We start from the raw sequence: 20356 nt of genomic DNA, 5'->3' as shown, positions 1-20356 counted from the left end.
GCCGTTAAGCCCCGTCCGCCGTCGAGCAGCGGTTGGGTAGCCAGCCGCATGTGACGCGCGGCCATGAAGCTCTGAACAGGACAAACGCCGACCCACGGTGCCGTGGCCGTTGCTGGGGGCCGGGAGGTGGACCCGGATCGTCTAAACTTGGACGCGATGTCTACATTATTTGGAACAGACGGTGTCCGGGGCCTTGCGAATGGCCTGCTGACAGCCGAGCTCGCAATGCAGCTGGCCCAGGCCGCCGCCGTCGTGCTTGGCCATGAACGCACCAGCGAAGGTGCACGGCCGCGCGCCGTAGTGGCGAGGGATCCCCGGGCAAGCGGCGAGTTCATCGCCGCGGCCGTTGAGGCCGGGCTTTCCAGCTCCGGCATCGACGTCTACGACGCCGGTGTCCTGCCCACTCCCGCCGCCGCCTACCTCGTCGCGGACCTGAACGCCGACTTCGGCGTCATGATCTCCGCCTCGCACAACCCGGCTCCCGACAACGGGATCAAGTTCTTCGCCCGCGGCGGCCAGAAGCTCCCCGATGAGGTGGAGGACGCCATCGAGGCCCAGATGGGCAAGGACCCCGTCCGCCCGGTGGGCGGCGAAGTGGGCCGCATCCAGCGCTTCTCCGACGCCGAGGACAGATACATCGTCCACCTCCTGGGAACCCTCCCGCACAACCTCCATGGCCTCAAGGTGGTCCTGGACTGCGCGCACGGCGCAGCCAGCGGCTGTTCCCCCCAGGTCTTCAAGGACGCCGGCGCTGATTTGGTTGTCATTGGCGCCGAACCGGACGGCCTGAACATCAACGAAGGCGTGGGCTCCACGCACCTCGGCCCGCTCAAGGCGGCCGTGGTGGAGCACGGCGCCGACCTCGGCATTGCCCACGACGGCGACGCCGACCGCTGCCTGGCCGTGGATCACGAGGGCAACGAGGTGGACGGCGACCAGATCATGGCCATCCTCGCCGTGGCCCTCAAGAAAGCCGGTAAGCTCACCGACAACGTCCTCGTTGCCACTGTAATGAGCAACCTCGGCCTCAAGATCGCCCTCCGCGACGCGGGCATCGCCATGCGCGAGACGGGCGTGGGGGACCGCTACGTCCTGGAGCAAATGCGCGACGGCGGCTACAACCTGGGCGGCGAACAGTCCGGCCACGTCATCCTGGCCGACTACGCCACCACCGGCGACGGCGTGCTGACCGGCCTGCAGCTGGCGGCGCAGGTAGCCCTGACGGGCCGCCCGCTCAAGGAGCTCGCCAGCATCATGACCAAGCTGCCCCAGGTCCTCATCAACGTGAAGGACGTGGACCGTAGCCGGGTCGGCGGCGACGCAACCCTGGCAGCAGCGGTGAAGGCAGCCGAGGCCGAACTCGGCGACACCGGACGTGTGCTCCTGCGCCCGTCCGGCACGGAGCCCGTTGTGCGCGTCATGGTGGAGGCCAGCGACCAGCAGACCGCCCAGGTCATTGCCGAACGCCTCGCCCAGGTTGTGAAGACCCAGCTGGCCCTGCAACTCGTCGGCGACTAGTTTCGCACCCCCGCAAAGCAAAGAGCAGCCCGCCTCCCGGATGGAGGCGGGCTGCTTTTTTCGCTGCGCTTGGCGGGTGGAGGCCGGCGCTACTTCGCGGCCTGGTTCTGGGCCTGCAGGGCGTCGCGGATCTCCTTGAGCAGGGCGATCTGCGGATCCTCGGCAGCTTCCTTCTTCGCGTCCTGCCCGATGCCCAGCTTGCGGTTGCGGTGCTCGATCAGCCGGTTCATCGGGGTGACGATGACGAAGTAGAGGGCGGAGGCAACCAGCAGGAAGTTGACCACCGCGGTGAGCAGCACGCCGAACCGCACGTCGCCGAACGCCAGGAAATCGTCAAAGTTTGGCTCTCCGACCAGCACCGAGATCAGCGGCATCAGGACGCTCTTGACCAGCGCATCCACCACGGTGCTGAACGCTGATCCGATGACCACCGCCACGGCCAGGTCGAGGACGTTTCCCTTGAGAATGAACTTCTTGAATCCACTAAGCATGCCAACCAAACTACCGCACCGCATTGACGGGACGTTGACCGGCCACCGGCGTGCAGGTAACAGTGCAGCCGCGTCAGCGGTAGCCGGGGGCGGCCTCCAGGCCGAAATACTGCTCCAGGGTGGCGATGCCGCGTTTCCGCATGTCCGTGGCCGCCTCAGCACCGACGTACCGCAGGTGCCACGATTCGTAGAAGTACCCGGTGATGGTGTGCTGCGTAAACGGGTAGCGCACCACGAAGCCGAAGCGGTGCCCGTTGGCCTTGGCCCAGACGGCGGCCGGCTGCTCGGCGAAGCACGGCTGGAAGCTGCACGCTGCGCCGCCGTCGCCGATGTCGAAAGCCCAGCCCGTCTGGTGTTCGGAGTGGCCCGGCCGAGCCGAGGCTGTGTCCGCCGCCGCCCGGCCCTGCGAGCTCACGTAGCCGTTGTACGTGACGGTCTGCGTGGCATAGGAGCGGTAGCCGCTCGCCAGCGTCATGGTCACGCCGTCCGCCGCCGCGGCGGCGAACATCCGTTCTGCGGCAGCCGCCGTCGTGCGGTTCAGCTGGGCCGCCTCGCCGGTGACGGCGAGGGCAACGCGGGGCTGGACCAGATCGGCCGGGACGTAGCTGGCCGGCTTGAGCGGGCGGTGCTTGTTGACGATCACCCAGGGGCTGGCGGGCGCGGTGAGCGAGTACTGCTTGGGCAGGCGGGAGGCGGCCGACGGCGGGGCTGCCGCCGCCGTCGTGGTTGGTGCGGCTGACGGCGCTGTGGCGGACGCGCTGGCCGACGACGCAGCGGAAGCGGAGGATGTTGGGGAAGCCGCGCCGCTGGTCCTTGCAGAGGCGCCGGTGGAGGTGGATCCAGACCCGGACGGGACCGGAGAAGAGGCCTCACCGGAAGCGGCCGGGGACGCCGTGCCCGAGGCCGCCGAAGTGGTTCCCGAAGCTTCCGGCGCAAGGGCAGGGGTGCAGGCCGCCAGGGCAGACAGGCCGGCAGCCGCCATCAGCAGCCGCGCCACCGCGCGGCGGCTGGGCCGATCCCCGGGCCGGGCCTCGGCGAAGGGCTCGGAAGGGCAGTTGTAACACATGCGTGCTAGACCTTTCTCAGCAGCATCCTGCGGACGGAATGGTCCGCTTCCTTGGTGAGCACCAGCTGGGCGCGGCCCCGGGTGGGCAGCACGTTCTCTTCCAGGTTCGGTTCGTTGATGCGTTTCCAGATGTCGCGGGCCGTCGCTTCGGCCTCGGAGTCGGAAAGCGTGGCGTAGCGGTGGAAGTACGACTCCGGCTGCGCGAAGGCAGTGGAACGGAGCTTGCGGAACCGGTCCACGTACCATTCCTCGATATGTGACGTCTTGGCATCCACGTAGATGGAAAAGTCGAAGAAGTCGCTGACCGCCAGCCCCTGGCGGCCGTCGTGCCGCGGCCGCGCGGGAGCGAGCACGTTCAGGCCTTCGACGATGAGGACGTCGGGACGCCGGACCACCACTTCCTTGCCGGGGACGATGTCGTAGGTGATATGCGAGTACCAGGGTGCCCGGACTTCCTCGGCGCCGCCCTTGATTTCGCTGACGAAGCGCAGCAGCGCACGGCGGTCGTAGGACTCCGGGAAACCCTTGCGGTCGAGCAGTTGCCGACGCTTGAGTTCGGCCAGCGGATACAGGAACCCGTCGGTGGTGATGAGCTCCACGTTCGGCGTGCCCGGCCACCGCCTCAGCATCTCGCGGAGAACACGGGCAATGGTGGACTTGCCCACGGCCACAGAGCCGGCGACGCCGATCACGAACGGGGTGCGCTGCGTCTGCTCGCCGAGGAATGTTGTGGTGGCCGCGTGCAGCTGGCCGGCGGCTTCCACGTACAGGTGCAACAGCCGGGACAGCGGGAGGTAGACCTCGCGTACCTCGCTGATGTCCAGGGGGTCACCGAGGCCGCGAAGGCGCAGCACGTCCTCTTCATTAAGGGGCTGCTCCATCTGGGCGGAAAGCCGGGACCAGGTCTGCCGGTCCAGCTCCACGAACGGGGAAACACCCTCTCCGTTCGCTTCATTGCGTTGCAAAGTCACCCTAGAGATTCTGCCCCGCCCGGGGCCGAGAGCGAAATGCGGCCTTTCTTGAGTGAATCTTGACCCTATGCGTTACCGATTCCTGAGCCGGCCGCGGGACCGTTCATTGAAAAGGGAAGAACCGACGCATATTTGAAGGGTCCCAACATGGGGAAGGTAGTTCCACAGCAGGTGCCCCAGCTGACGGGCCGCGACTTCGGTGGCCGGCGCGGCGGGGGAGCGGCCACGCGTATCCTGCAGATTCGCCGCAGGCGCCGGTTCGGTGCGGCGAGGCGCTGGGCAAACTTCAGCGTGCTCCTGGTTATCGCCTTGGCGGCGCTGGTCCTCGTCGCAGTTCCCCATGCCACCGGATCCCACACCTACACGGTGCACACCGAATCCATGGCTCCGAAGTATTCCCCGGGCACCTTCCTCGTAGTGAAACCTGTGGCCTTCAGCCAACTGAAGTACGGCGACGTCGTCACCTACCAGCCCGCGCCGGGCCGTCCCGAAGTAAGGACTCACCGGATTGTGGGCTTCGGCCCCGTTCAGGAGGGGGAGCGGACGCTGATCACTAGGGGCGACCATAACGACGCCAACGACGCCGATCCCGTCCGTGCCCGCCAGATTAAGGGAAAGCTCTGGTATGCGGTTCCGATCGTCGGGTACGTGGCCGAGGCGGTCGGCAGCGCGGACCGCGGTTTCTGGATGACGATGGCGGCCACGGGCCTGAGCCTTCTGAGTGCGCTGCTGATCGTTCCGACCGCCCGCCGTCGGCGACGGGAAGCGTGACGTAGCGGGGGAGGGAGTTCTCCGCAAAGCCGGTTAGGCTTATACCCATGTGTGGAATCGTGGGTTATGTAGGCCGTTCGTCGGGCCGGGCTGATGCCGGGCACGGTGCGTTGGATGTTGTTCTTGAGGGGCTGCGCCGCCTGGAGTACCGGGGCTATGACTCGGCCGGTGTCGCTGTCGTGGCTGACGGGGAGATTTCCTCGCGGAAGAAGTCCGGGAAGCTGAGCAACCTGCTGGCCGAACTGGAGGAGCGGCCGCTGCCGGAGTCGCTGACCGGCATCGGGCACACGCGGTGGGCCACGCATGGTGGTCCGACGGATCAGAACGCGCACCCGCATCTGTCTGATGGCGGGAAGCTCGCGGTGATCCACAACGGCATCATTGAAAACTTTGCTGAGCTGAAGCAGGAGCTGCTGGCCAAGGGTGTTGTCTTCGCGTCGGAGACGGACACCGAGGTGGCCGCGGCGCTGCTGGGCGACATTTTCCGGAACAAGCTGGGCGGGGACGTCTCCGACGGCGGCCTGACCAAGGCCATGGAGCTGGCCTGCCAGCGGCTTGAGGGCGCGTTCACGCTCCTCGCGGTGCACGCTGACCAGCCTGACGTCGTGGTGGCTGCACGCCGGAACTCCCCGCTGGTGGTGGGCCTGGGCGAGGGCGAGAACTTCCTGGGCTCGGACGTGTCCGGGTTCATTGACTACACCCGCCGTGCGGTGGAGCTGGGCCAGGACCAGATCGTCACGATCACCGCTGACACGGTGGAAATCACCGACTTCTTTGGTGCCCCGGCGGAGGGCAAGGAATACGTCGTTGACTGGGACCCGGCCTCTGCCGAGAAGGGCGGCTTCGCCTCCTTCATGGAGAAGGAAATCCATGACCAGCCCGACGCCGTGGCGCAGACGCTGCTGGGCCGTTCGGACCTGAACGGCAAGCTGACCCTGGATGAGCTGCGCATCGACCCGCAGCTGCTGAAGAAGGTCGACAAGATCATCGTGCTGGCCTGCGGCACCGCAGCGTACGCCGGCATGGTTGCCAAGTACGCCATCGAGAACTGGTGCCGGATCCCCACCGAGGTGGAACTCGCCCACGAGTTCCGCTACCGCGACCCGATCGTTGGCCCGAACACCCTGGTGGTCTCGATCAGCCAGTCGGGCGAAACGATGGATACGCTCATGGCCGTGCGGTACGCCCGGGAGCAGGGCGCCATCACGGTGTCGATCTGCAACACCAACGGGTCCACAATTCCGCGTGAATCCGACGCCGTGCTGTACACGCACGCCGGTCCGGAGATCGCGGTGGCGTCCACCAAGGCCTTCCTGGCCCAGATTACGGCCGCGTACCTGCTGGGCCTGTACCTGGCGCAGCTGCGCGGGAACATCTTCTCCGGCCAGATCAAGGACGTACTGGCTGACCTGGGCAAGATCCCGGCGAAGATCCAGAAGATCCTGGACTCGGCCGGGAAACTGCGCGACCTCGCCCGCAGCATGAAGGACGAGAAGTCCGTGCTGTTCCTGGGCCGCCACGTGGGCTACCCCGTGGCCCTCGAGGGTGCGCTGAAGCTGAAGGAAATTGCCTACCTCCACGCCGAGGGCTTCGCGGCCGGTGAGCTGAAGCACGGCCCCATCGCGCTGATCGAGGAAGGCCAGCCGGTCTTCGTGGTGGTGCCCTCGCCGCGTGGCCGGGACTCGCTGCACTCCAAGGTGGTGTCCAACATCCAGGAGATCCGCGCCCGCGGTGCCCGCACGCTGGTGATCGCCGAGGAAGGCGACGAGGCGGTCCGGGACTACGCCGAGCACGTCTTCTATGTGCCGGAAACTCCCACGCTGCTGATGCCGCTGCTGACCACCGTGCCGCTGCAGATCTTCGCGTGTGAACTTGCCGCCGCCAAGGGATTCGACGTGGACCAGCCACGCAACCTGGCCAAGAGCGTCACCGTAGAGTAAGCAACATGATTGTTGGCATCGGCGTAGACGTCGTGGACATTGAACGGTTCGGCCGCCAGCTGGAGCGCACCCCAGGGCTGCGCGACCGGCTGTTCGTTCCGGCCGAACGGGAACTGAACACCCGCTCCCTGGCGGCGCGCTTTGCCGCCAAGGAGGCTGTGGCGAAGGTCCTCGGGGCGCCGGCGGGCATGAACTGGCAGGACTGCTGGATCGGTCTGGACCAGAACGGCCCCACGATCCAGGTCAAGGGGACGGTGCTGGCCGTCGCCGAGGCCAAGGGCGTCAAACGCTGGCATCTGTCCATGAGCCACGACGGCGGCATTGCCACGGCCACCGTCCTGGCCGAGGGCTGACACCGGACCGACTGACCAAATGATCAGCGCCTATACCGGAACCCAGATCAGGGAGGCTGAAAAGCCCCTGCTGGATTCAGGTATGGGCGCTGTTCTCATGCAGCGGGCGGCCCGCGGCATGGCGGGCGCCGCCATCGCGGAGCTGCGCAGCCGCGGACGCCGCCTGTACGGCTCCAGTGTTGTTGTCCTGGCCGGCAAGGGCAACAACGGCGGCGACGGCCTCTTCGCCGCCGCGCACCTCTCCGGACGGGGAATGCGGACGACGGCGGTGCTCGCCTCCGCCACGGCCCACCCAGACGGCTTGGCCGCCTTCCGGCGCGCCGGCGGCCGGGTGCTGGCGCTGACTGACGCGAACGCCGGCGAGCTGGCAGCGCTGGCCGGAAGGGCCGACGTCGTTATTGACGCCCTGCTCGGAACCGGCGCCCAGGGCGGACTCCGGGGAGAAATGGCGGAGCTCGTGTCCCAGCTGGCCCGTGGCGCCCACGGCCTCGTAGTGGCGTGCGACGTGCCCAGCGGGGTGGATGCGGACACGGGCGAGGCCGCCGGCCCGGTGCTGCCCGCCGACATCACCGTTAGCTTCGGCGGGGCCAAAGCGGGTCTGCTGGCGGACCCGGGAGCGGATTTTGCCGGCCGGGTAGAGGTGGTCCAGATCGGGATCGAGGACTCGCTCCCGTGGCCCGCCCTGCGCCGCCTGGAAACCGCCGACCTGGCCGTCCTGCTCCCGCGGCCCGCGCGGCGCGCCCACAAATATTCGCGCGGCGTCCTCGGGGTGGTGGCCGGTTCCCCGGCCTACCCCGGCGCCGCCGTGCTCGCCTGCCGCGGGGCGCTCTCCGCCGGCGTCGGAATGGTCCGCTACGTCGGGCCGCCGGAGGTCTCCGACCTCATCCGCCACAGCTGCCCCGAGGTGGTCTGCAGCACCGGCACCGTGGCAGAAACCCACGTCCAGGCCTGGCTGGTCGGCTCCGGCATGGACGGCAAGGACGAGGAAGAGATGCAGCGCGTCCGTGACGCCGTCGACTCCGGCCTGCCCACCGTGGCCGACGCCGGTGCCTTGCCTGTCCTGCCGGACGTGCTGGCCCCGCAGGTGGTGCTGACGCCGCACGCCGGTGAGCTGGCCGCCCTGCTGCAGCGCCTCGGCGCCGACATGGACCGCGAGGCCGTCGAAGCCTCCACCCTCGCCGCTGTGCGCCGCGCCGCCGGCCTGACCGAGGCCACCGTGCTCCTGAAGGGCGCCAGCACGCTGGTGGCGTCGCCGTACCAGGATTTCTACAGCCAGTCCGAAGGAACGCCCTGGCTGGCCACCGCCGGAAGCGGTGATGTGCTGGCCGGAATCACGGGTGCGTTGCTCGCCCAGGTGGGGTCCGACGTCGGACGCTTCCGGGGGCTGGGAATCGATCCGGACGAACGCTGGGCGGCCATTGCCGCCATGGGGGCGAGCCTGCACGGCCTGTCCGGAGCGTCGGCTGCAGCCGGCGGCCCGCTGACGGCGGGGCGGATTTGCGACGCGCTACCCGAAATATGGGGTAAAGTCAGCATGCTTAGTAATTAGCGTGCGGGTCACGTAATAGTCATACCCACCCGCTACGGTAAGACCAAGTTCCGTGCAGGTAGTGCGTCAAGACCTGCCGGACAGACTGTTGGACGAGGTATAGGAGCACGAATGGAAATCTGGCCCGGATCAGCTTACCCGCTGGGAGCCACGTTTGACGGCACCGGAACCAACTTCGCATTGTTCAGCGAGCACGCAGAAAAGGTGGAACTCTGCCTCTTCGACGACGAGGGGACCGAAACCCGGGTCACGCTCCGCGAGGTGGACGGCTATGTGTGGCACTGCTACCTGCCGCAGATCCAGCCCGGGCAGAAGTACGGCTACCGCGTGCATGGCACCTACGACCCCGCCAATGGCCAGCGCTTCAACGCCAACAAGCTGCTCCTTGACCCGTATGCCAAGGCAGTCGCCGGCCAGATCGACTGGGACCCCGCCCTGTTCTCGTACAACATGGGCGACCCCTCATCCAAGAACGACGCCGATTCCGCACCGCACATGATGATGGGCGTGGTCATCAACCCGTTCTTCGACTGGGACAACGACCAGAACCTGCGCATCCCCTACCACAAGTCGGTCATCTACGAGGCGCACGTCAGGGGGCTCACCGAGCTGCACCCGGAGATTCCCGAGGAGCAGCGAGGCACGTATGCCGGCGTGGCACACCCGGCCGTGATCTCCCACCTGCAGAAGCTGGGCGTCACCGCGATCGAGCTCATGCCCGTGCACCAGTTCGTCAACGACGGGACGCTGCAGGAGAAGGGCCTGAGCAACTACTGGGGCTACAACACCATCGGCTTCTTCGCTCCCCAGAACACCTACAGCTCAACCGGCGACACCGGCCAGCAGGTCCAGGACTTCAAGGCGATGGTCCGCTCGCTGCACCGTGCCGGCATTGAGGTCATCCTCGACGTCGTCTACAACCACACCGCCGAAGGCAACCACCTCGGCCCCACCCTTAGCTTCAAGGGCATCGACAACGAGGCCTACTACCGCCTGGTGGAGGACGACAAGCAGTACTACATGGACTACACGGGCACCGGCAACACCCTGAACGTCCGCCAGCCGCACTCCCTGCAGCTGCTCATGGACTCGCTGCGCTACTGGGTCACCGAGATGCACGTGGACGGGTTCCGCTTTGACCTCGCCGCCGCTTTGGCCCGCGAGTTTTACGACGTCGACCGGCTCTCCACGTTCTTCGAACTCATCCAGCAGGATCCAGTGGTGTCCCAGGTCAAGCTCATCGCCGAGCCGTGGGACGTCGGGCCCGGCGGCTACCAGGTGGGCAACTTCCCGCCGCAGTGGACGGAATGGAACGGCAAGTACCGCGACACCGTGCGCGACTTCTGGCGCGGTGAGCCGGCCACGCTCGGCGAGTTCGCCTCGCGCATCACCGGCTCGGCGGATCTCTACGAGCACTCCGGCCGCCGCCCGGTGGCGTCCATTAACTTTGTCACCGCGCACGACGGCTTCACGCTGCGTGACCTGGTGTCCTACAACGAGAAGCACAACGACGCCAACGGCGAGGACAACAAGGACGGCGAGTCGCACAACCGCTCCTGGAACTGTGGAGCGGAGGGCCCGTCGGACGATCCCAAGGTCCTGGGGCTCAGGGCGCGGCAGCAGCGCAACTTTATCGCCACCATGCTCCTCTCGCAGGGCGTGCCCATGATCCTGCACGGCGACGAGATGGGCCGGACGCAGCAGGGCAACAACAACGGGTACTGCCAGGACTCCGAGCTGACCTGGGTCAACTGGGACAGCGTGGACCAGCCGCTCATCGAATTCACGGCGGCCGTCAACTCGCTCCGTGCCAAGCACCCCACCTTCCGGCGCAGCCGGTTCTTCGACGGCCGGCCCGTACGGCGGGGCGAAGGCGAGCGGCTGCCGGACATCGTATGGCTGGATCCCGACGGCAACCTCATGTCGCCGGAGGACTGGGACAGCGGCTTCGGCCGTTCCGTGGGAATGTTCCTCAACGGCGACGGCATCCAGGGCCACGACAGCCGTGGCCGCCGGATCACGGACGTGAACTTCCTGCTGTACTTCAACGCGCACGACGGCGACGTTGAGTTCACGCTGCCGCCGGACGAATACGCACCGGCCTGGGACGTCATCATCGACACCGCGGGTGAAGGCGCCGACTCCAAGCCGGCGGACGCGGGCAGCCTGCTGTCCGTCGCCGCGAAGTCCCTGGTGGTGCTCCGCGCCCACAGCGCCCCGGAGGAGGAGCCCGACCATTCCGTTGCTGCCTCGCTGGCGGCGCTGACCCAGACGGCCACCACTGAGACCGCGGCACTCACCGCACCCGCTCTTCCCGAGCCGTCAAAGACGAAGAAGCAGGCTGATCCGCCTGCAGGGTCTGCGGCTGAACCGGCCGCGGAGCCCGCTGCTGAACGGGCCACGGAGCCTGCGGCTGAACCGGCTGCGGAGCCTGCTGCTGAGCCTGCGAAGACACCGGAGCAGCAGCCGGCGGAGAAACCGGCACGAAAGCCTGCCGGTCGGCGGAACGGGAATTCGAAGGCGGGCAAGCCGGCAGGAGAGGGCGCATGAAAACGCCAATCTCCACGTACCGGCTTCAGATCAGGCAGGGATTCACGCTGTTCGACGCCGCCGAAACCGTGCCGTACCTGCACTCGCTCGGCGTCGACTGGGTCTACCTCTCTCCGGTCCTGACCGCCGAGCAGGGCTCTGACCACGGGTACGACGTCACCGACCCCTCCGCCGTCGACCCCGAGCGCGGCGGCCCGGAGGGCCTGGCCGCCGTTTCCAAGGCGGCCCGCGCCGCCGGCATGGGCGTGCTGATCGACATCGTGCCCAACCATGTTGGCGTCGCCACGCCTGCGCAGAACCCCTGGTGGTGGTCGCTGCTCAAGGAGGGGCGCCAGTCCCGGTACGCGGAAGCGTTCGACGTCGACTGGGACCTTGGCGGGGGGCGCATCCGGCTCCCGATCCTCGGCAGCGACGATGACTTGGACCAGCTCGAAATCAAGGACGGGGAGCTCCGGTACTACGACCACCGCTTCCCGCTGGCCGACGGCAGCTACAACGAAGGCGACTCCCCGCGCGACGTCCACGCCCGGCAGCACTACGAACTGATGGGCTGGCGGCGCGCGGACAACGAGCTGAACTACCGCCGCTTCTTCGCGGTGAACACGCTCGCCGGTGTCCGCGTGGAGATCCCCACCGTTTTCGACGAGGCACACCAGGAGGTGGTGCGCTGGTTCCGCGAGGGGCTCGCGGACGGCCTCCGGATCGACCACCCGGACGGCCTTGCCGACCCCGAGGGGTACCTGAAGATGCTCCGGGAAGCCACTGGCGGCGCCTACCTGCTGGTCGAAAAGATCCTCGAGCCGGGGGAGCAGCTGCCCGCCAGCTTCGAATGCGAGGGCACCACGGGCTATGACGCCCTCGCCGACGTCGACCGGGTTCTCGTGGACCCTAGCGGCCAGCCAGCTCTGGACCGGCTGGATGCCTCGCTGCGCGGCGGCGCCCCCGCCGACTACGAGGACATGATCCGCGGAACCAAGCGCCGGATCACCGACGGCATCCTCCACTCGGAGATCCTGCGGCTGGCCCGGCTGGTTCCCGATGACGCCGGCGTTTCGATTGATACGGCGGCCGACGCGATCGGCGAAATCATCGCCGCCTTCCCGGTCTACCGCACGTACCTGCCGGAGGGTGCGGAGATCCTGAAGGAAGCCTGCGAGCTTGCCGCGCGCCGGCGGCCGGAACTCGACGAGGCGGTCCAGCTTTTGCAGCCGCTGCTGCTGGACACCGACTTGGAACTTGCCCGGCGCTTCCAGCAGACCTCCGGAATGGTCATGGCCAAGGGCGTGGAGGACACCGCGTTCTTCCGCTACAACCGCCTGGGCTCTCTCACGGAAGTGGGCGCCGACCCCACCGAGTTCGCCGTGGAGCCCGGCGAGTTCCACGCCAGGATGGCCCGCCGACAGGCGGAGCTGCCGCTGTCCATGACCACGCTCAGCACGCACGACACCAAACGCAGCGAGGACACCCGGGCGCGGATCTCGGTCATCTCCGAGGTTGCCGGTGAATGGGAGAAAGCCCTGACCCGGCTGCGCGAGCTGGCTCCGCTGCCGGACGGCCCGCTGTCCGCGCTGCTGTGGCAGGCCATCGCCGGCGCCTGGCCCGCCAGCCGGGAGCGCCTGCAGTACTACGCGCTGAAGGCCGCGCGCGAAGCCGGAAACTCGACCAACTGGACCGATCCGGACCCTGCGTTCGAGGAGCAGCTGGCCGCCGCCGTCAATGCCGCGTTCGACAACCCTGCGGTCCGGGCTGAAGTCGAGTCGCTCGTGGAACTCCTGGAGCCGTACGGCGCCTCGAATTCCCTCGCAGCCAAGCTTGTGCAGCTCACCATGCCCGGCGTCCCGGACGTGTACCAGGGCACGGAGTTCTGGGACCGGTCGCTGACGGACCCGGACAACCGCCGCCCGTTCAGTTTCAACGACCGCCGCGCCGCGCTGGAGCAGCTTGATGCCGGCGACCTGCCCCCGTCATTTACAGACGAGCGGACCAAGTTGCTGGTGACCTCGCGGGCGCTGCGGCTGCGCCGGGACCGGCCCGAGCTGTTCACCGGCTACCGCCCGGTCCAGGCCAGCGGCCCGGCCGCTGGGCACCTGCTCGCGTTCCACCGCGGCACCCCGGCAGCGCCGGGTGCGTTGACCCTCGCAACCCGGCTGCCCCACGGACTGGAACGGTCGGGCGGATGGCGGGACACCGCCGTCGAACTTGAGACCGCCATGAAGGACGAACTGACCGGCGCCGGCTTCGGACCGGGGACCGTGAAGATCACTGACATCTTACGCGCTTACCCGGTGGCGCTGCTGGTATCCGAGACAGGAGAAGAGTGATGACGCAGACAGGCCAGGCAACCTACCCCCGCGAAGCCGCGAAGCCTGTGCGGGGTCCCGGGCGCTTCGACGTCTGGGCGCCCGACGCCGGATCCGTGACGCTGCTGGCTGGCGGGGAGCGCTACGCCATGCAGGGCCGGCCCGGCACCGGACCAGAGGACGAGGGCTGGTGGACCGCCGCCGACGCACCCGCTGACGGTGACGTCGACTACGGGTACCTCTTGGACGGCGACGAAACCCCGCTGCCGGACCCCAGGACGCGGCGCCAGCCCGACGGCGTCCACGCACTGTCCCGCACCTTCGACCCCGCCGCGCACACGTGGCAGGAGGACGGCTGGCAGGGCCGGGAACTGCAGGGGGCAGTGATCTACGAGCTCCACCTCGGTACGTTCACGCCCGAAGGGACGCTGGATGCGGCGGCCGGCAAGCTGGACTACCTCGCCGGCCTGGGCGTGGACTTCATCGAGCTGCTGCCCGTGAACGCGTTCAACGGCACGCACAACTGGGGCTACGACGGCGTGCAGTGGTTCGCCGTCCACGAGGCGTACGGCGGACCGGAAGCGTACCAGCGGTTCGTCGACGCCGCCCACGCGGCAGGTCTCGGCGTGATCCAGGACGTGGTCTATAACCACCTCGGCCCCAGCGGGAACTACCTGCCGCGGTTCGGGCCCTACCTCAAGCAGGGCGAGGGCAACACGTGGGGCGACTCCGTGAACCTGGACGGGCCCGGCTCCGACCATGTGCGCCGGTTCATCCTGGACAACCTGGCCATGTGGCTGCGCGACTACCGCGTTGACGGCCTGCGGCTGGACGCCGTCCACGCCCTGAAGGACGAGCGCGCGGTCCACATCCTGGAGGATTTCGGGGCGCTGGCCAGCCAGATCTCCGCCGAGGTGGGACGGCCGCTGACACTCATTGCCGAATCCGACCTCAACAACCCGCGGCTGCTGTATCCGCGGGACGTCAACGGGTACGGGCTGGAAGGGCAGTGGAGCGACGACTTCCACCACGCCGTCCACGTCAACGTAACCGGTGAGACCACGGGCTACTACAGTGACTTCGACTCGCTTGGCTCCCTCGCCAAGGTGCTCCGGGACGGTTTCTTCCACGACGGCAGTTATTCCAGCTTCCGGGAACGCCATCATGGCAGGCCGATGAATTTCAGCGCCGTCCACCCGGCCGCCCTGGTGGTCTGCTCGCAGAACCACGACCAGATCGGCAACCGTGCCACCGGGGACAGGCTCTCGCAGACTCTGCCGTACGGGAGCCTGGCGCTCGCCGCGGTGCTGACCCTGACCGGGCCCTTCACACCCATGCTGTTCATGGGCGAGGAGTACGGGGCCAGCACGCCGTGGCAGTTCTTCACCTCCCATCCGGAGCCGGAACTCGGCAAGGCCACCGCGGAAGGCCGGATCAAGGAGTTCGAGCGCATGGGGTGGGATCCCGCCGTCGTGCCCGATCCCCAGGATCCCGAGACATTCCGCCGGTCCAAGCTGGACTGGGCGGAGGCCGCCGAGGGCGACCACGCCCGGCTGCTGGAGCTGTACCGTTCGCTCACTGCGCTGCGCCGCTCCACGCCGGACCTCACCAAGCTGGGCTTTGAGGACACGCAGGTGGAGTTCGACGAGGACGCCCGTTGGCTGCGGTTCCGGCGCGGCGGCGTGCAGGTGCTGCTCAACTTCTCGGAGCAGCCGGTGAGCCTGGAAGGTGCCGGCACGGCCCTGCTGCTGGCCACCGACGACGCCGTCCGGCTGGAAGCTGAGCGCGCGGAGCTCGGCCCGCTGAGCGCCGCCGTCGTCAGTGACTGAGCTCCGGCCGCACTAGCCAGGGTTGGCGTCCACCGCCGGTGACCGGATGGTGGACGCCAGCCCCGCAGCCTTGGTGCGGCTGGCAGGATAGAACATATGACTTATGTGGCCTCGGACACCCGCTATGACACCATGCCGTACCGCCGCGTCGGAGGCAGCGGCCTGAAACTGCCGGCCATCTCGCTGGGCCTGTGGCACAACTTCGGCGACGACAAGCGCTTCGACGAACAACGCGCCATCCTGCGCCGCGCCTTCGACCTCGGCGTCAACCACTTCGACCTCGCCAACAACTACGGCCCGCCGGACGGCTCCGCGGAGACTAACTTCGGCCGGCACCTGCAGGACGACTTCAAGCCTTACCGCGACGAGCTGGTCATCTCCACCAAGGCCGGTTACTACATGTGGCCCGGCCCGTACGGCGAATGGGGCTCCCGGAAATACCTGATCTCCAGCCTGGACCAGTCGCTGCAGCGGATGGGCCTGGACTACGTGGACATCTTCTACAGCCACCGCCCGGACCCGGAGACGCCGCTGGAGGAGACCATGGGCGCGCTGGATTACGCCGTGCGCTCCGGCAAGGCCCTGTACGCGGGCATCTCCTCCTATACTCCGGAGCAGACGCTCGAGGCCGCCCGCATCCTGAAGGAGCTCGGCACCCCGCTGCTCATCCACCAGCCCAGCTACTCCATGCTGAACCGCTGGACCGAGAACGGCTCGCCCAACCTCTACGAGGCGCTGGAACAGGTGGGCGCCGGCTCCATCGCGTTCTCCCCGCTGGCCCAGGGCATGCTGACCGACCGCTACCTCAACGGCGTCCCGGCCGACTCCCGCGCCGCCAAGGCCAGGTTCCTGTCCGAATCCTCGTTGACGGAGGACAAACTGGACCGGGTCCGCGGGCTGAACGCCATCGCCGCCGGACGCGGACAGTCGCTGGCGCAGATGGCCATCGCCTGGATCCTGCGGGACCAGCCCAAGGGACCCCCGGTAACCTCCGCTCTCGTCGGTGCCTCCAGCGTCAGGCAGCTCGAGGACAGCCTGGCCGCCATCAACAACCTTGAGTTCAGCGGCGAGGAGCTGACCGCGATCGATGAGTTCGCCGTCGAATCCGACATCAACCTTTGGGCGCAGCGGGTCTGAGCAGGTGTTCGTAACCAAGCGGCCGGGGCCGGCGGGAACAAAGCCGGCCCCGGCAGCGTTTGGTTAGACTGATAAGCGCGCCGCGTGGCGCGGTGCCCGTTAGACGCCGTCGTACAGCATGGTACGGACGCGCAGGGCACATGAAGTTTGTTCTCAAAGGAGTTCCGTGTCTTCAAATCCGATTCGTGTAGCAATCGTTGGCGTGGGTAACTGTGCCGCTTCGCTGGTCCAGGGTGTCCATTACTACCGGGATGCCGACCCCCAGGCCACGATTCCGGGGCTGATGCACGTGGAGTTCGGCAAGTACCACGTCAACGATGTCCAGTTCGTGGCCGCGTTCGATGTTGACGGCAAGAAGGTCGGCGTTGACCTGGCCGACGCGATCCTGGCCAGCGAAAACAACACCATCAAGCTCGCCGACGTTCCGCCCAGCGGTGTGACGGTCCAGCGCGGGCACACCCTGGATGGCCTGGGCCGGTATTACTTGGAGACCATCGAGCAGTCCCCGGCCGAGCCGGTCGACGTGGTGCAGGCGCTCAAGGACGCCCGGGCCGATGTCATGGTCTGCTACCTGCCGGTCGGGTCCCAGGAAGCCGCGGAGTTTTACGCCCAGTGCGCGATCGACGCTGGCGTGGCGTTCGTTAACGCCCTGCCGGTGTTCCTCGCGGGCACCAAGGAGTGGGCTGATAAGTTCACCGCTGCGGGTGTGCCGATCGTGGGTGATGACATCAAGAGCCAGATCGGTGCCACCATCACGCACCGTGTCATGGCCAAGTTGTTCGAGGACCGCGGTGTGACGCTGGACCGCACGTACCAGCTGAACGTGGGCGGCAACATGGACTTCAAGAACATGCTGGAGCGGGACCGGCTCGAGTCCAAGAAGATCTCCAAGACCCAGGCTGTGACCTCCAACGTTGAGGCCGAACTGGCTGCGAAGGATGTCCACATCGGCCCGTCCGATTACGTGCAGTGGCTCGATGACCGCAAGTGGGCCTTCGTGCGCCTGGAAGGCCGCAACTTCGGTGACGCCCCGGTGTCTTTGGAGTACAAGCTGGAGGTCTGGGACTCGCCGAACTCCGCCGGTGTGATCATCGACGCGATCCGTGCGGCGAAGATCGGGCTGGACCGCGGCATTGGCGGCCCGCTGCTGTCGGCGTCGAGCTACTTCATGAAGTCCCCGCCGGAGCAGTTCAACGACGACCTCGCCCGCGACAAGGTCGAGGCTTTCATCCGCGGCGACCTCGACCGCTAAACCCCCGGACGCTTCCTCAGGTCCTGCGGGTTCGACCGGTCGCTTCCTCAGGTCCTGCCGATTTTCACGCGATGCTCCCTCACTTTCGGGTGGGGGAGCGTCGCTGTTTAAGCGTCCTTGTCGTAGCGCCGAATCGCGTGGCTCGCATGTGCGAGGGCCAGCAGCTTCAGGACCAGTTGGCCATGCAGATGCATGCCGACGGCCGCCGTCATGATCAGCTGATCGACGTCTTCCGGCGCGGTTGTGGCCGAAATATTCACTGCGGCAATGGCGTCCACCGCTTGGCTGTAGGCGTCGAGCAGCTCGGCCGTGACAGGTACGCCGAGGCTTTCCATCAGGGCCAGTTGGGCATTGAGGGCGTTTCTGGCGTCGCTCGGGACGTCCGGCCAGTTCCGGAAACGCACGACGGCGTCACCCGCCGGGGTGCGCAGGTCGCCGTGCTCCGTGCTCACGTCGTCGAGGCCCAGCACTGTGCGCTGTACCGCCGCCAAAAGATCAAGGCGAGGTGCGCCGCCGTCGGCCATTCTGAGCAGGGAGCCGATCTCGGCAATATTCAGCCCGACCACGCGCCGCAGCGCCTGGATCAGTTCCAACCGGCTCACGTGATGCTCTGAATACTCCGCCCGGGTGGCGTGGATCGAGCGGCCCGCGGGCAACAGGCTCTCGCGGAGGTAAAACTTGATGCTGGCAGGGGAGACTCCGGTCCGCTCGCTGAGCTCCTTCAGCTGCATGCTGGCTCCTTCCTCGGCGGATGGCAGCCTCTTGGATAGCTGCTGCCGCCCTGGCTATCTTGATTTACACCACTGGATAGTGCTCCTATCCTAGAGGCATGGAGCCTTGGAATGTACTGCTTGCCAGCCACGTCATTGCCGCCCTTTTTGTCCTCGCTATTGGTCCGTTTCAGATCCTTCGCCGCCGCCGGGACCGCATCCACCGCACCATGGGACACCTGTGGGTCGCGGCCATGTACTACGTCTGCTTCAGCAGTTTCTGGATCGTCAGTGACGGGCATTTCAGCTGGCTTCACGGGCTGTCCGCGTTCACCATCGTGACCGTCACCCTTGGGCTGATCAGTGCGGTGCGCCGGAACATCCCGGCGCATAGGGGAAACATGATCGGCAGCTACATCGGCATCGCTGTGGCGTTCGGCTTCGCCGTCGCTGCTCCGGGGCGTGTCATTCCTCGCCTCTTGGTCGAGGATCTGCCGACCGCCCTGTACGTTGCCGCGCTGGTGGCGCTCAGCGTCGCCGTCGTCTTCATTTCCCTCCGGCGCGGCGAGGGCCGTCGCCTTTGCACACTGCGGACTGTGGACCAGCCTACGGCGGCTGCGTCCCCAGCAGAGGCCCCGGCGGGCTCTAAGTAAAACCGGACGGCCAAACGCCCCCTCACTTTTCGTCGCTTCAACCCAAACGCTTCCTCAGCTTCCGTCGCTTCAAGCTGAACGCTTCCTCAGCTTCCGTCGCTTCAAGCCGAACCCTTCCTCACTTTTCGTCGCTTGGACCCGAACGCTTCCTCAGCTTCCGTCGCTTCAGGCCGAACCCTTCCTCACTTTTCGTCGCGTGGACCCGAACGCTTCCTCAGGTGTGGCTGGCGCGTAACCCTGCCTGTGGATAACTTCTGCGGGGCGGCTCGGTTTCGAGCAACAATGCCGTATGCAAACACGTACCGATCTTCCCCTCAGTCTGGTGTCTGCCCCGTTCACGCTGGGATCCGCGAAAGCGTCCGGCGTTCCACCTAACAGACTGCGCAGGGGCGACGTGGCGCATGTAAGTCGTGAACTGTACCGCCCGACGACCTGGAGCTTCGAGCTTGAGGCGGCGGCCCGGGCACTTTCTGCGGCTTCGCCCGGCGCCTGGATCTCGCATGTCACGGCGGCCCGGATTCAAAGCCAAATCCTGCCGGCATGGCTGGCAGATTCGACCGAGTTGCACTTGAGCAAACCCCATTCCCTACCGGAGGTTCGGCGAAGAGGCGTGATTGGGCACTCGGTGTTGGCATCGGAAGGCGAGACCGAAATCGTCGACGGCATCCGCATCAGCAGCAGGTCCCGCACCTGGCTCGATATGGCGAGACGGCTTTCGGAAAGCGAGCTGGTCTGCATGGGCGACGAGCTGATTCGCGTTCCCAGAGTGGAATTCGAAGACCGCACCGAGCCGTTCGACACGCTTGAGGGACTGCGTTCCCTCGTCGCCCGCCATCCGAATCTGCAGGGTGTGGTCCGGGCGCGTGCCGCAATCGAGCGGATGCGCGTCGGAGCGGATTCTGCGCCCGAGTCGCTACTCCGCCTCGCGATGGAGGACGCAGGCCTTCCGGAGCCTCAGCTGCAGGTGCCACTGCGAGAGGACAAGACCATCGGCCCGACTGCCGACCTCGGCTACAGGCGTCGGCGGTTGGCCATACAGTACGACGGCGACCACCACCTTCTCGAACCCCAAATCTTCAGCGATAAGCGGCGTGACAAAGCATTCGAGGCTGCCGGGTGGACCGTTGTTGTGTTTGGCAAGAAGGATTTGGCTGACGGCTTCGAGCGGGCGATTCGCCAGATCGAGCGTGGAATGCGAAGGGGCCAGCTGGACCATCCTCAGGCGTCCGGATTTGCCGATCTCATCTGAGGAGGGGTTGGGGTTGA

The 20356-nt window shown here is 67.0% G+C and carries 16 protein-coding genes; 12 read left to right on the top strand and 4 right to left on the bottom strand.

Annotation, left to right across the window (positions count from 1 at the left end):
• Positions 1-156: 156 nt before the first annotated feature.
• Positions 157-1518: a phosphoglucosamine mutase gene (gene glmM, locus J7I85_RS12705; RefSeq protein WP_214852245.1), complete on the top strand. Its 1362-nt coding sequence runs from the start codon at positions 157-159 to the stop codon at positions 1516-1518.
• Between the two features lie 89 nt (positions 1519-1607).
• On the opposite strand, the gene mscL is transcribed toward glmM, so the two are convergent.
• The 3 genes from mscL to coaA form a co-directional block, all read right to left on the bottom strand.
• Positions 1608-2009 carry a large conductance mechanosensitive channel protein MscL gene (gene mscL, locus J7I85_RS12700; RefSeq protein WP_214852243.1) on the bottom strand — a complete coding sequence of 134 codons (402 nt, stop codon included), beginning with the start codon at positions 2007-2009 and terminating at the stop codon, positions 1608-1610.
• Positions 2010-2082: 73 nt separating this feature from the next.
• The gene (locus tag J7I85_RS12695; protein ID WP_214852241.1) at positions 2083-3075 is read right to left on the bottom strand and encodes a D-alanyl-D-alanine carboxypeptidase family protein; all 993 of its coding nucleotides are present in this window, start codon (positions 3073-3075) and stop codon (positions 2083-2085) included.
• Positions 3076-3080: 5 nt separating this feature from the next.
• Positions 3081-4046, bottom strand: a complete 966-nt coding sequence (gene coaA / locus J7I85_RS12690) for a type I pantothenate kinase (RefSeq protein ID WP_214852239.1) — start codon at positions 4044-4046, stop codon at positions 3081-3083.
• Between the two features lie 147 nt (positions 4047-4193).
• On the opposite strand from coaA, the gene J7I85_RS12685 reads away from it, so the two are divergent.
• The 9 genes from J7I85_RS12685 to J7I85_RS12645 all read left to right on the top strand — a co-directional run bounded on the left by J7I85_RS12685 (position 4194) and on the right by J7I85_RS12645 (position 17727).
• Positions 4194-4817 carry a signal peptidase I gene (locus J7I85_RS12685; protein ID WP_214852237.1) on the top strand — a complete coding sequence of 208 codons (624 nt, stop codon included), beginning with the start codon at positions 4194-4196 and terminating at the stop codon, positions 4815-4817.
• Between the two features lie 47 nt (positions 4818-4864).
• Entirely contained in the window at positions 4865-6757 is a 1893-nt protein-coding gene (glmS, locus tag J7I85_RS12680; protein WP_214852235.1) for a glutamine--fructose-6-phosphate transaminase (isomerizing), read from the top strand.
• Positions 6758-6762: 5 nt separating this feature from the next.
• The gene (locus J7I85_RS12675; protein ID WP_018776647.1) at positions 6763-7110 is read left to right on the top strand and encodes a holo-ACP synthase; all 348 of its coding nucleotides are present in this window, start codon (positions 6763-6765) and stop codon (positions 7108-7110) included.
• 19 nt (positions 7111-7129) lie between these two features.
• The gene (locus J7I85_RS12670) at positions 7130-8659 is read left to right on the top strand and encodes an NAD(P)H-hydrate epimerase (RefSeq protein ID WP_214852233.1); all 1530 of its coding nucleotides are present in this window, start codon (positions 7130-7132) and stop codon (positions 8657-8659) included.
• A gap of 111 nt (positions 8660-8770) precedes the next feature.
• Entirely contained in the window at positions 8771-11209 is a 2439-nt protein-coding gene (glgX, locus tag J7I85_RS12665) for a glycogen debranching protein GlgX (protein ID WP_214852231.1), read from the top strand.
• On the top strand, positions 11206-13530 hold the full coding sequence (treY, locus tag J7I85_RS12660) for a malto-oligosyltrehalose synthase (protein WP_214852229.1): 2325 nt from the start codon (positions 11206-11208) through the stop codon (positions 13528-13530). The genes glgX and treY overlap by 4 nt, the downstream gene beginning before the upstream one ends.
• Positions 13530-15338 (top strand): malto-oligosyltrehalose trehalohydrolase, encoded by a 1809-nt coding sequence (gene treZ, locus J7I85_RS12655; RefSeq protein WP_214852227.1) that lies wholly within the window; start codon positions 13530-13532, stop codon positions 15336-15338. The genes treY and treZ overlap by 1 nt, the downstream gene beginning before the upstream one ends.
• Before the next feature lie 96 nt (positions 15339-15434).
• Entirely contained in the window at positions 15435-16475 is a 1041-nt protein-coding gene (gene mgrA, locus J7I85_RS12650; protein ID WP_214852226.1) for an L-glyceraldehyde 3-phosphate reductase, read from the top strand.
• A 166-nt stretch (positions 16476-16641) separates the two neighbouring features.
• Positions 16642-17727 (top strand): inositol-3-phosphate synthase, encoded by a 1086-nt coding sequence (locus J7I85_RS12645; protein ID WP_214852225.1) that lies wholly within the window; start codon positions 16642-16644, stop codon positions 17725-17727.
• Positions 17728-17834: 107 nt separating this feature from the next.
• On the opposite strand, the gene J7I85_RS12640 is transcribed toward J7I85_RS12645, so the two are convergent.
• Positions 17835-18458 carry a MerR family transcriptional regulator gene (locus J7I85_RS12640; RefSeq protein WP_214852224.1) on the bottom strand — a complete coding sequence of 208 codons (624 nt, stop codon included), beginning with the start codon at positions 18456-18458 and terminating at the stop codon, positions 17835-17837.
• Positions 18459-18556: 98 nt separating this feature from the next.
• On the opposite strand from J7I85_RS12640, the gene J7I85_RS12635 reads away from it, so the two are divergent.
• Complete coding sequence (locus J7I85_RS12635) at positions 18557-19090, top strand: DUF2306 domain-containing protein (RefSeq protein ID WP_214852223.1); 534 nt, start codon at positions 18557-18559, stop codon at positions 19088-19090.
• Positions 19091-19379: 289 nt separating this feature from the next.
• On the top strand, positions 19380-20339 hold the full coding sequence (locus J7I85_RS12630) for an endonuclease domain-containing protein (RefSeq protein WP_214852222.1): 960 nt from the start codon (positions 19380-19382) through the stop codon (positions 20337-20339).
• Positions 20340-20356 lie beyond the last annotated feature (17 nt).

The sequence above is a fragment of the Arthrobacter sp. ISL-65 genome, from assembly GCF_018613795.1.
GTDB lineage: Bacteria > Actinomycetota > Actinomycetes > Actinomycetales > Micrococcaceae > Arthrobacter.
The sequence above is the reverse complement of the archived record's forward strand: the minus strand, read 5'-3'. Positions and strand labels throughout refer to the sequence as shown.

Coding starts and splice junctions, on each gene's coding strand:
- glmM (WP_214852245.1), top strand. CDS start 157: ATGTCTACATTATTTGGAACAGACGGTGTCCGGGGCCTTGCGAATGGC.
- glgX (WP_214852231.1), top strand. CDS start 8,771: ATGGAAATCTGGCCCGGATCAGCTTACCCGCTGGGAGCCACGTTTGAC.
- J7I85_RS12640 (WP_214852224.1), bottom strand. CDS start 18,458: ATGCAGCTGAAGGAGCTCAGCGAGCGGACCGGAGTCTCCCCTGCCAGC.
- glmS (WP_214852235.1), top strand. CDS start 4,865: ATGTGTGGAATCGTGGGTTATGTAGGCCGTTCGTCGGGCCGGGCTGAT.
- J7I85_RS12675 (WP_018776647.1), top strand. CDS start 6,763: ATGATTGTTGGCATCGGCGTAGACGTCGTGGACATTGAACGGTTCGGC.
- J7I85_RS12630 (WP_214852222.1), top strand. CDS start 19,380: ATGCAAACACGTACCGATCTTCCCCTCAGTCTGGTGTCTGCCCCGTTC.
- J7I85_RS12685 (WP_214852237.1), top strand. CDS start 4,194: ATGGGGAAGGTAGTTCCACAGCAGGTGCCCCAGCTGACGGGCCGCGAC.
- J7I85_RS12670 (WP_214852233.1), top strand. CDS start 7,130: ATGATCAGCGCCTATACCGGAACCCAGATCAGGGAGGCTGAAAAGCCC.
- treY (WP_214852229.1), top strand. CDS start 11,206: ATGAAAACGCCAATCTCCACGTACCGGCTTCAGATCAGGCAGGGATTC.
- mgrA (WP_214852226.1), top strand. CDS start 15,435: ATGACTTATGTGGCCTCGGACACCCGCTATGACACCATGCCGTACCGC.
- J7I85_RS12695 (WP_214852241.1), bottom strand. CDS start 3,075: ATGTGTTACAACTGCCCTTCCGAGCCCTTCGCCGAGGCCCGGCCCGGG.
- treZ (WP_214852227.1), top strand. CDS start 13,530: ATGACGCAGACAGGCCAGGCAACCTACCCCCGCGAAGCCGCGAAGCCT.
- J7I85_RS12635 (WP_214852223.1), top strand. CDS start 18,557: ATGGAGCCTTGGAATGTACTGCTTGCCAGCCACGTCATTGCCGCCCTT.
- mscL (WP_214852243.1), bottom strand. CDS start 2,009: ATGCTTAGTGGATTCAAGAAGTTCATTCTCAAGGGAAACGTCCTCGAC.